Origin of the sequence: Polymorphospora sp. NPDC050346, from assembly GCF_040655695.1 — a bacterium.
Classification (GTDB): Bacteria; Actinomycetota; Actinomycetes; order Mycobacteriales; family Micromonosporaceae; genus Polymorphospora; species Polymorphospora lycopeni.
On record NZ_JBFAKM010000074.1, the window covers coordinates 1 to 14277 of the forward strand.

General features: G+C 69.5%; 9 protein-coding genes and 1 pseudogene. 8 read left to right on the forward strand and 2 right to left on the reverse strand.

What is annotated here, in order from left to right; all coding sequences use genetic code 11:
* Window positions 1-409 precede the first annotated feature (409 nt).
* From AB0I42_RS36410 to AB0I42_RS36420, 3 genes are all read left to right on the forward strand, one after another.
* Entirely contained in the window at window positions 410-703 is a 294-nt protein-coding gene (locus tag AB0I42_RS36410; RefSeq protein WP_357544329.1) for a transposase, read from the forward strand.
* A 61-nt stretch (window positions 704-764) separates the two neighbouring features.
* A complete protein-coding gene (locus AB0I42_RS36415) occupies window positions 765-1157 on the forward strand; it encodes an IS3 family transposase (RefSeq protein WP_357544330.1) in 393 nt (130 codons plus the stop codon).
* Window positions 1158-1545: 388 nt separating this feature from the next.
* On the forward strand, window positions 1546-4791 hold the full coding sequence (locus tag AB0I42_RS36420) for a S8 family serine peptidase (RefSeq protein WP_357544331.1): 3246 nt from the start codon (window positions 1546-1548) through the stop codon (window positions 4789-4791).
* 51 nt (window positions 4792-4842) lie between these two features.
* On the opposite strand, the gene AB0I42_RS36425 is transcribed toward AB0I42_RS36420, so the two are convergent.
* Window positions 4843-7176 carry a helix-turn-helix transcriptional regulator gene (locus tag AB0I42_RS36425; RefSeq protein ID WP_357544332.1) on the reverse strand — a complete coding sequence of 778 codons (2334 nt, stop codon included), beginning with the start codon at window positions 7174-7176 and terminating at the stop codon, window positions 4843-4845.
* 1048 nt (window positions 7177-8224) lie between these two features.
* Window positions 8225-8860 (reverse strand): TetR/AcrR family transcriptional regulator, encoded by a 636-nt coding sequence (locus AB0I42_RS36430; RefSeq protein ID WP_357544333.1) that lies wholly within the window; start codon window positions 8858-8860, stop codon window positions 8225-8227.
* Window positions 8861-8985: 125 nt separating this feature from the next.
* On the opposite strand from AB0I42_RS36430, the gene AB0I42_RS36435 reads away from it, so the two are divergent.
* From AB0I42_RS36435 to AB0I42_RS36455, 5 genes and pseudogenes are all read left to right on the forward strand, one after another.
* Window positions 8986-9978 (forward strand): alpha/beta hydrolase, encoded by a 993-nt coding sequence (locus tag AB0I42_RS36435; protein WP_357544334.1) that lies wholly within the window; start codon window positions 8986-8988, stop codon window positions 9976-9978.
* 9 nt (window positions 9979-9987) lie between these two features.
* On the forward strand, window positions 9988-11346 hold the full coding sequence (locus AB0I42_RS36440) for an extracellular solute-binding protein (protein WP_357544335.1): 1359 nt from the start codon (window positions 9988-9990) through the stop codon (window positions 11344-11346).
* A gap of 29 nt (window positions 11347-11375) precedes the next feature.
* The gene (locus tag AB0I42_RS36445; RefSeq protein WP_357544336.1) at window positions 11376-12341 is read left to right on the forward strand and encodes a sugar ABC transporter permease; all 966 of its coding nucleotides are present in this window, start codon (window positions 11376-11378) and stop codon (window positions 12339-12341) included.
* The gene (locus AB0I42_RS36450) at window positions 12338-13162 is read left to right on the forward strand and encodes a carbohydrate ABC transporter permease (RefSeq protein ID WP_357544337.1); all 825 of its coding nucleotides are present in this window, start codon (window positions 12338-12340) and stop codon (window positions 13160-13162) included. The genes AB0I42_RS36445 and AB0I42_RS36450 overlap by 4 nt, the downstream gene beginning before the upstream one ends.
* Before the next feature lie 81 nt (window positions 13163-13243).
* Window positions 13244-13543 (forward strand): annotated as a pseudogene (locus tag AB0I42_RS36455) (ATP-binding protein); the annotation flags it as partial.
* Window positions 13544-14277: the final 734 nt, after the last annotated feature.

Consider the following 14277-nt stretch of genomic DNA (forward strand, 5'->3'; position numbering starts at 1 on the left):
TCCAGCATCAACCCCCGCAGATACCGCAGACCGGTCGCACGCTGATCCGCACGCGGCAACCCCGCGAACACCCCTGCCGCGAAGTCCTCTAACCGCGCCCGCACCCGAGCCAGCTCGCGTTCATCCACACACGGCAGCCAAACACCGCCACGATCCACATACAAGCAACACGCCACAACGACCTAACAAAGCATTACTAGACCCCTCCAGCGCTCACTCGCTGCTCGACAACCTTGCCCATCGCGCCTATCACAGGGCTCCTGATCTCAGGCTTCAACGCCGTCATTGTCGAAGGTGCCGCCACCGAGGCACTGCATCCCGGCACGGCCTACGCCCGGTACGGCAAGCAACGCGTACCTGCAACAGACACCTCCTGACTTGGCATCCTGCCGAGGAGGAGGAAACCGCTGTGTCTGGACAGAGCAAGTACCCCGAGGAGTTCCGCCGCCAGGCCGCGGCGTTGGTACTCGATTCCGGCCGCACGATCCGTGACGTCGGCCGGGAACCCGGCGTCAATCACGAGACCCTGCGTAACTGGGTCGCTCGGCTACGACAGGAACGTGACGGCGGCCGGCCCGGCGATCTGGCCGCTGACGAGCGGGCTGAGCTGCTGCGGTTGCGGCGGCAGGTCGCCCAACTGGAACTGGAGAAGGAGATCCTGAGAAAAGCCGCGGTCTTCTTCGCACGCGAGACGGAGCGGTGAACCGGACCGACGTGTACCGGTTCATCGTCGCGGAGAAGACCACGTATCCGGTCCGTCTGCTGTGCCGCCCCTCCTCGGCGTCGGCCACAGCGCCTTCTACGACTGGCTGCGACAGGGACACCGACGCGCCACCGAACGGGACCGGCTCGACCGGGAACGTGTCGAGGTCACCCGGCAGGCGTGGGCCGAACACCGTGGCGTCTACGGCGCCCGCAGACTCACCGCGGAACTGCGGGAACGCGGCCACCGCTGGATCCGCAAGGCGGTGGCCCGACTGATGCGGCTGGCCGGTATCGAAGGCGCCCACCGACGCCGGCGCGGCAACTCCGCCGCAAGACCGCGGCGACCGCGACCGCCCCGGACCTGGTCCAGCGGCAGTTCACCGCAACCGCACCCGACCGGTTGTGGCCCGAGACTTGACAGAGGAGCTATTTACAGTCCCTTCCCCCGGTGACGGCCATCATCGACGATCAGACGTACACGCTGTCCGCAGGTGCCGGCATCGCCGTGCCGCTCACCGACGGCATCCACCTTCGACCACCGGCGCCCGGATGGGCCGAGAACGGCCCTGACCGGGCTTTCGGCCGTCGCCCCGGCAGAACAACCGGCAGAAGCCGGTGCGGAAATCACGTGATCGGGGATGGTGAATGTCACAGCGAGGGCGCGGCAGAAACGCGCTGGCCTGCTACGACGTCGTCCACCTGGCACGGCGGCCGCCGCCCACGAAATCGCGGCGGCACCAGGTCGTCCTCGCCGCGAAACATACGGTTGGCCTCATTCCGAGCAACCCCTGTAGATCCGATCGGACAAGCACCGATCATCCCTGAGCGGAGACGACCCCCATGCGACAACGCCGTCTACTGGCGTACGGCGCACTCGGCGCCATGCTGGTGACCCTGCTGGTCGGAGTCCCACCCGCGGCGGCCCAACCCCCGGCCACGCCATCGGCTCCGGCGGCCCCCGACACCGGCGACGCGGAGCCCGCGCGGACGCTGACCCTGATCACCGGCGACCAGGTCACCGTACGCGGCACGCAGGTGACCGTCGCCCCCCGCGACGGCGTCCACTTCGTACGCCTGCAGCGTGACCGGTCCGACTTCGTCATCCCGTCCGACGCCATCCCGCTGCTGAAGTCCGACCGGCTCGACGAGCGGCTGTTCAACGTCACCGCCCTGCTCGAGTTCGGCTTCGACGAACTGTCGTACCTGCCGCTGGTGGTCTCCGACGCGACCGGCGTACGCGGCCTCGCCGGCGGGCGCGAACTGGAGGCGGTCGACGGCTTCGCCACGAAGGCGCCGGTCGCCGACCTGGCCGAGACCTGGCAGACGATCCGTACGTCGGCGGGCCCGGGCAAGATCTGGGCCGACGGCGTCCGCAAGTCCACGCTGGATGCCAGCGTGCCGATGATCGGGGCGCCGACCGCCTGGGCGGCCGGCTACGACGGCACCGGCGTGAAGGTCGCGGTCCTCGACAGCGGTATCGACGACACCCACCCCGACCTGGCCGGCAAGGTGGTCGCGCGACGCAACTTCGTTTCCGAGATCGAGACCGCCCTGGACCTCAACGGCCACGGCACCCACGTGTCGTCGACGATCGTCGGCAGCGGCACCGCCTCGGACGACAGGAACGTGGGTGTGGCCCCCGGCGCGACCCTGCTCGACGGCAAGGTGTGCTGGAACGTGGAAGGCCGGGGCAACTGCTCCGACTCGGCCATCCTCGCCGCGATGCAGTGGGCGGTCGAGTCCGGCGCGTCCATCGTCAACATGAGCCTGGGCGGCCAGGACGCCCCCGGCGTCGACCCGCTGGAGCAGGCGGTCAACGACCTGACCGCCGAACACGGCACGCTGTTCGTCATCGCCGCCGGCAACTACAACGGCTGGCAGTTCCGGGTCGGCTCACCGTCGACCGCCGACGCGGCACTGTCGGTCGCCAATTTCGACAAGGCCGGCGAACTGAACTGGTCGTCCCTGCGCGGTCCGCGGATCGGCGACTACGGCATCAAACCGGACATCGGCGGACCCGGTACCGACATCGTCGCGGCGCGGTCGCCGAGCGCGCTCGGACACCTTCCGGTGGGGTCGTACTTCGCCGGCACCGGCACCTCGATGGCGGCCCCGCACGTGGCCGGTGCCGCCGCCCTGCTGCTGGAGGCGAACCCGGACTGGAAGGCCACCCAGCTCAAAGAGACGCTGATGGCCACCGCCGCGCCGAACCCGGCGTACGACGTCTTCGCCCAGGGCACCGGTTTCCTCGACGTGGCCAAGGCGTTGGGCAGGCCGGTCACCGTCTCGCCGCCGTCGCTGAGCCTCGGCGTGCTGGAGTGGCCGCACATCGAGGAGCCCAGCGGGCGGACCCTCACCTACCGCAACCCCGGGGACCGGCCGGTGACGCTCGACCTGGCCCTGGAGGGTGACGCGCCGGAGGGCCTGCTGACGTTGAGCGCGAGCACCCTGACCGTGCCCGCCGGCGGTGAGGCGACCGTCCAGGTCGTCGTGGACGAGCGGGCGAGCACCTCGTACGGCCTGTTCAAAGGGCGGCTGGTGGCCACCGGCGGCGACGTGAAGCTGCAGACGCCGTTCAGCGTCTACCACGAGGAGCCGGCCGCGGGCCTGGCGATCTCCGCCGTCGACCGGACCGGCCAGACCCCCGGCACGGTCATGATCGAGCTGGTGAACCCCGACCCGCAGAACTACGCCAGCCACACGTTCTACTCGGCCAGCGCGTCGATCCGGGTACCGCTGAACAGCTCCTGGCGGCTGTCCGCCTACATCGAGAACCCCGACGGCACGATCGCGCTGCTGACCAACAACCGGATCGTCGCCGACGCCGACCAGGAGGTGGTGCTCGACGCGCGCAGGGCCAAGCCGCTCGACATCACCGTCCCCGACCGCGGGGCGCAGCCGTACGACGCGTCCGTCATGGTGCTGCGCACCGGCGACCCGTTGTGGACGTACGCCGGTGTCTCGGGCGACCTCGCCGGCATCTTCACCGCGGACATCGGTCCGACCGGCCTGCCGGGGGTGACCACCCAGGTGCACGCGGTCTTCCAGGGCCCCGCCCGCCGGGACCGGGCGCCGGACGTCTACCACCTCGGCTGGCGGGTCAAGGGCTCCTTCATCACCGGTCTGGTCCGGCACGTCCCGCGGCGCGACCTGGCCACCGTCCACGCCGAGTACGCGCAGAACGCGACCGGTGTGGCGGCGTGGCGGGCCAACAGCACCCCCGACCCGGACCTCGACGGGGGCGGGTTCATGTTGAGCACCGAACTGCCGGGGGTGGTGACGCCGGCCCGGCGTACCGAGTACTACAACGACGACGTGAGCTGGCTGTCCAGCATCCGGGAGCGGACCGTCGCCGGTGACCTGCTGATGCTCGAACTGGAGGCGCCGAAGGAGGTCACCTACCGGGCCGGCCGCAGCCACGACGAGCGGTGGAACAGCGCGGCGCTCACCGTCACCCTGGCAGCGCCGTACCCCGGAACGCCGGCGGTGCTGCGGGACGGCGACACCATCCGGGCCAGCCTCACCGAATACGCCGACGGGGCCGGTCACGTCGGCCTGCCGTACGCGATCGACAACCACGAGTTCACCCTGCACCGGGGCGACACGCTGATCGGCGGGTACGACTACATGTACGGCTCGTGGGAGGTGGCGGCCGAGCCGACCACGTACCGGATGCGGTACGCGTTCGACCTGCCCGAGCCGTACCGGCTGTCTCGGCAGGTGGAGACGGTGTGGACGTTCACCACCTCGGCCGGGCAGACGGGAGCGTTGCCGCTCACGTCGATCGGGTTCCGGCCAGCCCTCGAGCTGGACAACAGCGCCCGGGCGGGCCGCAAGGTGAGCATCCCGCTGACGTTCACCCAGCAGGAGACCGCCGGCCGGGTGGAGTCGGCGACGGTGTCGGTGTCGTTCGACGACGGCCGCACCTGGGTCCCGGCGCGGACTACCGAGAAGCGCGGGGAGTTCACCGCCACGGTCGAGCACCCGAGAAAGCTGTCGGGCTTCGTGTCGCTGCGGGCCACCGCCGTCGACGCCGCGGGGAACACGGTCACCACCACCGTCTACCGGGCCTACGAGGTCAGGTAGACCGGTGACGGACGCGCGGGGGCCGGCCACGATCTGCCCGGCCCCCGCCGTTCAGGAGACCCGCCGGTTCGCGGGCGCCCCGAGCTCGGCGAGCCGGCCCAGGGCCCGGTCCACCAGATCCGCCGCCCCGACGTGGCGGGCGATCCGGACCGCGCGGCGCAGTTCGGCCCGGGCCTCGTCGAGCCGGCCGAGCCGGGCCAGCGCGCCGCCCAGCCCGTACCGGCATCGCGCCTCGCTCTGCCGTACGCCGGCTCGCTGGAGCAGCGGCAGCGCCACGCGGAGGCTGGCCGCGGCGGCCGCCCACCGCCGCAGTGCCAGCAGGCTCAGGCCGACATTCAGATGTAGGTGACCGGCGGTGAGGTCACTGATCGGCGGGGACGGTGCCCGGGCCGGGTCGGCCAGCAGGGTCTCCAACCGCCGGTACTGCGTGATCGCCTCCCGGTGCCGGCCGGCACCGGCAAGACTGCTGGCCAGCAGGGAGAGCCCCTGCGCATACCCGTCCCAGTCGCCGGCGGCCTCGAACAACGGCAACGATTCCGCGGCCGTCGCCCGGGCCTTTGCGGCGTCACCGCGGCGCCGGGCCGCCGCTCCCAGGTACGTCCAGGCCCAGCCCTGCTGGCTGAGGTCGCCGGCGGCGACGGCCAGTCGCAGTGCCTCCCGGGCCGGTGCCTCCGCCAGGTCGGGGCGACGGGCGCAGACGGTGTACGCCCACGAGACGTAGTTGAGGTGGACCGCCTGGCCGCGGGCGTCGCAGAGCGCCTCGGCCGAGGCCGCCGACATCTGGTACACCTCCAGCCAGTGCTCCCAGTGCGTCCAGCGGTCGGAGAACCAGTGCATGGAGTCGGCGACCGTCATCACCTCGGCGTGCCGGCCGGCGGCGAAGGCCGCCCGCAGCGCACCGAGCCAGTTGCGGCCCTCCAGTTCGATCCAGCGGCCGGCCTCTTCCGCATTCGTCCAAGGACCGACCTCGACGGTGCGTCCGGCCGGGGCCGGTCCGCCGTCGGTCGTGCGGGCATACCCCGGCTCGAACCACCGTCCGGCGGCGACCGCGGTGTCGAGCAGCCAGGTGACCACCCGGTCCTCGACCTGCCGCCGCTGGGCCGCGCTCTCCTCGGCCGCCAGCCGAGTCCGGGCGAACAACCGCATGAGGTCGTGGAACCGGTAGCGGCCGTCGGTGGCCGGCTGGAGCAGCCCGAGTTCGGCCAACTCCTCCAGGGCCGCCTCGGTGTCCCGCGGGCTCAGCCCGGCCGCCCGCGCAGCCAGTTCCAGGCCGGCGTCCGGGCCGGGAAGCACCGACAGTCGCCGGAAGGTCGCCGCGGCGGCGGCGGACAGTTGCCGGTAGGAGAGCATGAAGGGCGCGGCGATCTGGAGATCGCCGGCGACCAGCAGGTCGAGCCGGTCGTCCTGGTCGGCGAGCCGAGACAACAGGTACCCGATGCTCCACCCCGGTCGGCTCAGCAGGCGGTTACCGGCGATCCGTAGCGCCAACGGCAGGTGTCCACAGGCCTGCGCCAGGCCGAGCAGCATGGTGTCCCGCTCGGCGACGGCGCGTTCCGGTCCGATGATCCGTTGCAGCAGGGTGACCGCCTCACCCGCGGTCAGGGCCGGCAGGGTGAGCCGGTCGACCGCCTCCAGGCCGGCCAGCGCACGCCGGCTGGTGATGATCGTCATCGTGCTGCCGGCGCCAGGCAGCAGCGGGCGGACCTGCGCCTCGTCGGCGGCGTTGTCGAGCAGCAGCAGGCTGCGCCGCTCGCGCAACAGGGCCCGGTACTGGGCGCCTCGGGCGTGCACGTCGCCCGGTATCCGGCTCTCCTCCACCCCCAGCGCGATCAGCAGGTGCAGCAGCAGGTCCTCCGGGCGTGGTGGGTCGGCGTCCAGACCGCGCAGGTCGACGAAGAGCACACCGTCGGGAAACGACGCGGCGTACCGGGCCGCGGCTTGCACCATGAGCGCCGTCTTGCCCAGGCCGGGTGGCCCGGACACGACCCCGACCACCGCAGCACCCTGCCGGTCGGCGGGTTCGGCGCTGCGGGCGACGAGTTCGCCGAGCCAGGCCATTTCGCCGTGACGACCGGTGAAGTCGGCGACGGTTCGCGGCGGTGCCAGCGCCGGCGCCGGCCGGCCGACGCGGCGGCCGGCGCGGGCGCTGTCGCGCAGCGCGGTGGCCGCGCCGTGCGACAGGTTCAGCGCCCGCACCAGCGCCTCGACCGTACGCCGTTGCGGCACCCGGCTGCGTCCGCGTTCCATGTCGCCGATCGCCCGTACGCTGACCCGCGACGCGGTGGCGAGCTCCTCCATCGTCAGGCCGGCATCGGTGCGGTGCCGGCGCAGCAGATGTCCGAAGCTGTTCGGTTCGGCCACCGCGGGGTCGGGGTGCCCCGACACGTCCGAGGGTTGCGGTGCCGCCCGCCCGTCGACCGACGGGGTTGGGCGGCCACCGCGGGCGCCCATCAGGTCGGCGGCAGGGTCGCCTCGTGGTCACGGCACACCTGGGCCGTGCGGGACGAGTGGCGGACCTGCGGCATGTGGCGATCATGCCACGCGGTCCACCTGAGCTGCACCGGTGCGGCGGTCCCCAGGGCAACGCATACGCGAAACCGCATGCCCTGTTCTCGATGGTGTGACGCGTCCACCCCGTAGGGCGGCAGGCCGCGCAGGTGATCGGTGGCTGACGTGGAGAGTCAGGCGACTTACACAGGTACCAGCGGCACTAGTTTGGCTGCCTGCCGAGAAGAAGGAAGTAGCCCGGTGGCGGTCCGGCATCGCCCACGGAGCCGGCGAGACCGGCACCGATTCGGGCGGGAATCGGGGGAGCAGATTGGGAGCAGCGGGCCGCACCCAACGGCGCTGAACGGCTCCCAATGGCTCTGACCTGCGCGGGTCGTCTCCGCCCGACCTGCGGCTGTTTGCGTTTGTCCTGGTCAGAGCGTTGCGGACCGTTCCTTGACACAGCTGCGCTCAACGGCGCTGAACGGACTTCAGCGGCTCTCTATTCTGCCTGCCAGGGGCAGGTGTGGGGGAGCGGCAGGTAAGGGGCAGAAGAGGTGCTGAACGTTTCCTTGGGAGCAGGGTGCGTGCAGGAGCGGCGGCCAGCGTTGGCGGCGAGCGGCTTGGGGAGAGGAAGAGGTCTCCGTTCTGATTGCGGGTAGGGGGTGCTGACCAGGGACGATGGAGGCCGTGACCTCTTCTCGAAGTCGGAAGCGCGAATTGATATGCCGAGCCCTGCGAACGCACCCATCAGCAGGCTCTCGCCTGCTGATCAACCCTTCGCGTTATCGGGGGAACCTCAAGTACGCTCGCGCCTGCCGCCGAGGCTCTGCCCGACCGAACCGGCCAGCCACCCGCGCGAACAAGAGGGCAGAGGGGTTCATTGCTCGCCGGCAGCGCGGCCCGTGAACATTTCGATGAGTGCCGGACTCCCGGGGGCGTGTCGTCAGGACGTCGCCGACCCGGTCGCCAACTGCCTGCTCTGCTGTGCCGCCCATTGGGCGGCTGCTGCGGCGACCGGGATCGTCGGGTCCACCAACCACGCGGCCTCGAGGCCGTAGCAGAAAGCGATGATCTCCATTGCCTTGAGCTGCGGGTCGATGTCCTCCCGCATCTCGCCGCGCTCTTGTGCGGACCGGAGGGTCGCCGTCACGCGGTCGATCGTCGTTCGGTAGCCATCGACCAGCCGTGGGTGGAGGTCGGTGTCAGGGCTGACATTTTCGCCGAGGACGACGGTGTTCATGCCGAGCAGGCTGGCCACCTTCCCGTCGTGCTGGCTGGGCCAGCTGGCCATGTGCTTGGCGATGATGTCGACGATCTTGATGCCGGGGTCGGGTCCGTCGCCCCACAGCCACTGCTCGGAGAAGGCCAGGTGGCGATCCATGACGGCGTTGAGCAGGGCCTCCTTGCTGCGGAAGTGATAGAGCAGCCCGGTCTGTGACACGCCGGCCTCGGCCGCGATGTCGGCGAGGCTGGTGCCGCGCGCTCCGTTGCGGGCGATGAATCGTACGGCGACGTCGACGATGCGGTCCCGTGTCTCGAGGCCCTTCGCTGAGGTCTTGGGCTTCTGGGCAGGGGGCACGGTCGATCTCCTCGCGATGGTCGGGGACGGTCATCGCCAAGTATAGACAAACCGACTGAGCACTCGGTAGCTTCTGCGAAACAGACTGAGTGCTCAGTCTTAACTTTGGCGAGAGGTGCGATCGAATGAGTGCAGCTTCCCGGCGGGGAACCCCGGTCGTCCGTGAGGAAGACACTCCGCTGCGGCCGCACGAGCAGGTTCAGGCCTTCCTGGACAGTTCCGGATCATCACCCGACCCCTGGGCCACCGACATCGCGGCCGTGCGGGCGGACGCACGTGCGAAGGTCCTGGCCGTGACCGGCGAGCCGGCGCCGGTGGCCTCTGTCGAGTCGGTCGACGCGGACGGCGTACCGGCTCGGCTCTATCTGCCCACGGGTGCGGAACGAGAGGTGCTGGTCTGGGCGCACGGCGGCGGCTGGATTCACGGAGACCTCGACACCGCCGATGGCGTCGCCCGGGCACTCGCGAACCGGGCCGCGTGCGGGGTCCTGTCCATCGACTACCGGCTCGCGCCCGAGCACCCGTTTCCAGCCGGCTTTGACGACACTTGGACGGCCGTCACCTGGGCACGCCACAACTTCGGCAGCGTGGCTGTCGGTGGGGACAGTTCGGGCGGCAATCTCGCCGCGGCGGCCGCGCTCAAAGCGCGTGATGAAGGCGTTCGGTTGGCCGCCCAACTCCTCGTCTACCCGGCACTCGACAGCGTCGAGAACACCGACTACAAGGTCGCGTTCCGGCGGCGGTACGAGACCTTCGCGGGCCGGTCGGGTTTCGGCTCCAACAGCTACCGTCGGCTCCAGCACATCTGGGCGACGTACGCTCCCGACCCAGCACACCGCAAGGCGTCGTATGTATCCCCGCTGCACGCTGAATCTGTGCGCGGTGTCGCGCCTGCGACGATCATCACGGCCGAACACGATTTCCTCCGCCGCGAGGCCGAGGACTATGCCCGGCGTCTGGAGGCGGCCGGCGTGCCGGTCGAGCTGACCGAGTACGCGGGGCAGATCCATGGCTTCTTCGAGATGTTCGCCGTGATGACCGACGCGCATCACGCCGTTGGCAAGGCTGGCGACGCCGTACGCCGCGCGTTCCAGTCAACCCACACCATCGAGCCTTAAGGACTTCTCGTGCGATCACTGATCCATTACCGCGGAACCTTCCGGGCGGCCGGCGTCGCCGCGGCGGCTGCCCTGCTGCTGGCCGCCTGCGCACCCGGCGGCAACTCCGAAGCCGGCCCGGTGCCGTCCAAGCCGGTCTCCACCGATATCGGCAGCGAACCGGTCACCCTGAAGCTGCTCGTCACCAGCGGCGTCGACGTCCCGTTCTACACCGCTCTCGGCGAGCTGTTCCGCGCCAAGTACAGCAACGTGACCGTCAAGGTGGAGAACCAGGACTACGCCACCTTGACCACGACCATCGCGCGTACTCTCGCCGGGAACAACGTGCCCGACCTCGTCCGCGTGCCGCAGTTCGGCAACCTGACCAAGGACCACCTGCTGATCAGCCTCGACCCGTATGCGGAGGCGTATGGGTGGAACCAGTGGCCGCAGTCGCAGTTCGCCTCCACCCGCGTCGGCCCGGACGGCAGACAGCGGGGGACGGGCTCGTTGTACGCCGCGGGCGCTGGTTTTGGCCTGACCGGGGTGTATTACAACAAGGCGCTTGCGCAGCGGATCGGCATGACGCGGCCACCGGCGACTGTCGCCGAGTTCGAGCAGTTGCTCGCCAAGGCGAAGGACGCTGGGCTGCAGCCGATCATGACCAACGGCAAGGACGGCGGCAGCGTCTATCCGCTGCAGAACCTGGCGATGTCGTACGCCGGTGACGCGCAAGCCGTCCAGGACTGGAACTACACCAAGCCTGGCGCGAGCATCGACACGGCGGCGACGGTCAAGGCCGCCACGACATTGCAACGCTGGGGGCAGGCGGGATACCTGCCGGCCGACGTGAACGACATCGACCAGACCCGGGCACCGGCCGAGTTCATCAAGGGCAACGGTGTCTTCTTCCCAAGCGGTAACTGGCAGGCTCCGGGACTCGACAAGACCGGATCCGGTCAGTTCGGGTTTTTCCTGTTCCCGCCCGACGTTGCCGGTGGGCCGTCGTACGCGATGACCGCTGCCGCCAACCTCGGGATCCCGGCGAAGTCACCCCACGCTGACGTGGCGGCCGCGTTCCTGGACTTCGTGCAGACGGACCAGCAGGCGCGGCAGGAGACGGTGACCCTCGGCGGGCTGGTGCCGGCGGGCCCGTCGGACGCGCCAGCTCCGACCGCGCCCGAGGGGTCGGCGGTCGCCGCCACCGTCAGCGCGTTCCAGGAGTTGCTGAAGAACAACGGGCTGGCCGGCTTCATGGCTGACGCGACGGCTTCGATCCACGTCAACAGCCTCATCCCGCAAACGCAGCTGCTGCTGGCCGGCAAGACGACGCCCGAGGCGTTCGCGGCCAAGGTGCAGTCCGACTACGAGCGCGATCTCGGGCGATGATCGCGGCGAGCCGACCCAGGGGTGATGCGGTGCCGTCCGTCTCGACCCCGCAGGCGATGCGGCAGGCTTCGACCATGACCGACCCGTCGAGCGTTCCTGCGGCACGACAACCCGCCGCACGGCGCCCATCCGCACGTCGGCGGAGTTGGAGCGCGCTCCTCTGGGTTGCGCCAGCGTTCGGCATGTACGCCGTTTTCGTGCTGTTCCCGATGCTCCAGTCCGTGCAGTACTCGTTCTACGACTGGGACGGCATCGGGCCGGCGACGCCCGCCGGACTGGACAACTGGAAAGCGATCTTCACCCAGCCGGAGCTGCTGCAATCCGTGTTGAACGCGTTCGTCCTCGTCATCTTCTACACGGTCTTGCCGGTCGGGCTCGGTCTAGTCGCCGCGTCGTTCATCCGCGAACTGAAGCCCGGCGCGTTCAGCACCACCGCCCGGGTCCTACTGTTCGTCCCGCAGGTGCTTCCGCTGGTCGCGGCCGGTATCGCGTGGACGTGGATGTACTCCTCGGATGGCCTGGTCAATCAGATCCTGCGCGCGGTCGGCCTCGATCAGTACACGCGGGCCTGGCTCGGTGACTTCACTTTCGCTCTGCCCGCGGTCGGTGTGATCGGGGTCTGGGTCATGCTCGGCTTCTGCACGGTGCTGCTGCTGGCGGGCATCGGCAAGATCGACCCGGCACTGTACGAGGCGGCCCGGCTGGACGGGGCCGGGCCGGTCAGAGAGTTCTTCGCCGTGACGCTGCCCGGGTTGCGGCGCGAACTCGTCGTGTGCGCGACATTCACGATCATCGCCGCGCTGGCGAGCTTCGACGTCGTCCAGATCGCGACGCAAGGCGGTCCCGGCTACCAGACGATGGTGCCCGGCGTGCAGATCTACCGGTTGACGTTCCTGCAACAGCACGTCGGCCAAGCCTCGGCGCTCGCGGTGTTCCTGACCGTCGTCGTGCTGCTGGTCATCTGGCCGATCCAGCGTCTCGGGAGACAGAAATGACCACATCGGGCCTCGCCCATCGAGTAACACGCACTGGGATCCTGCTCGCGCTGATGCTGTTCGCCGTGGTGCCGCTGCTGAGCATGTTCACCACGGCACTGGCGGCGCCGGGCAGCACGCCGCAAGGCCTCAGCTGGCCCAGCGACCCGCACTGGCACAACTTCGTCGACGCGTGGAGCGCGGCGAACTTCGTCGCGCTGTTCCGCTCGAGTGCCCTCATCGTGCTTGGCGTCGTACCGGCCACGGTCGCGATGGCCACCGCCGCGGGCTACGCCCTTGCTCAGTTGAACGTGCCCTTCGGTAAGGCGATCTACGGTCTTCTCCTCGTCGGACTCACCCTGCCGTTCGAGGCGCTGATCACCCCGCTGTACTACGACCTGCGCAGCATGGGACTACTCGGGACGCGGCTGGCGATCGTCCTGCCGCTCATCGGACTACTCATGCCGTTCGGCGTCTTCTGGATGCGCGCACACTTTCTCGGCACCGAGCCCGCGCTCACCGAAGCCGCGAAAGTCGACGGCGCCAACACCTGGCAGACGTTCCGCCGCATCCACCTGCCGCTCGCCACCTCGGCGTGGTCCGCACTATCTGTGCTCTTCTTCCTCGCCAGCTGGAACCAGTACCTGCTACCCCTCGTCCTCGTCGACGACCCGACGAAACGGACCGTTGCCGGCGGGCTGGGCGCCTTCCAGGGCCAGTACGGCACCGACATCGTGCTGCTCTGCGCCGGATCCCTGCTGATCATCCTGCCCTCGCTGGTGATCTTCCTGATCTTCCAGCGCAACTTCGTCAAGGCGCTGATGCAAGGAGCCGTCAAGTGACTGCCCGAGTCTCGCACTTGGAGGTTCCATCGCATCCGGTCAACCGACTGCTTCAACGACCCGGCAGGCCAAGCCGCCGCGGCCGTCGCCCACCACCAGAACCGCCTCGAGACCGAGTTGAAGAAGATCCGCCGCTACCGGCTGATCGTCATTGACGAGGTCGGCTACATCCCGTTCGACCAAGACGCCGCGAACCTGTTCTTCCAACTCATCGCGTCGCGTTACGAGGTCGGCTCGGTCATGGTCACCTCAAACCTCCCCTTCAGCCGCTGGGACGAGACCTTCTCCGACGACGTCGCCGCTGCGGCGATGATCGACCGCCTCGTCCACCACGCCGAGGTCCTCACCCTGACCGGTGACTCCTACCGCACCCGCCAACGCCGCGAACTCCTGGCCAAGGAAAACCGCGCCAGCCGCGACCGACCACGCTCCGGGGGGTCAACTTTCCCGGACTCGTACGGGATCACCGGTTGTCGGAGCGTTGACAGCTGGTTTGTGGATTCGACCGCATGCCGGTTGAGGCAGTGGCCCGGGCCTCGGATGTCCGTCCGAGGCCCGGGCTCCGGGTCCTGTGTTGTCATCCGAGCGGGATGGGGCTTCGCTGGCGCAGCCCACACCCGATGGCGAGGTGGAGAGGGTGCTGGGACGTACGCCAGTGGAGTTCAGGTCAGCCGGCGATCTGGCCAAACCGATGGACAGGTTGCCCGCCACTACTCCCGTTCGGATCGCGGACCGTGCCCGGGGCCGATCCCTGTCTCGACGAGGGCACCGAGAGTCGCATCACCGCCGTGATCGCTGTCGAGCGCATCGAGGCAGGTACCTCGAGAAGGCCTGGCCGGGAGCAGACGGATCCGGCGGGTCCAGGGGTGGCCGAGGTTCTGCTCGGGACGTACATCGTGGCCGAGAATCAGCCGGTGCCGGATCACATGGTGGCGTATCGGGCATTCGAGCGTGCCTTCGAGGCGCTCAGTTCTCACTCAGATCAGTCGCTGTTGTCGCTGGTGACCTTGAGGGCGACACCTAAGCGCCTGGCCAGAAGTCTTGTCCGTAACTGTCGGGTAGCCAGGGTGAGGTCCAGGGCGCGGTGGTGGTGAGGTTCTGGTCGGGTGTTCGGT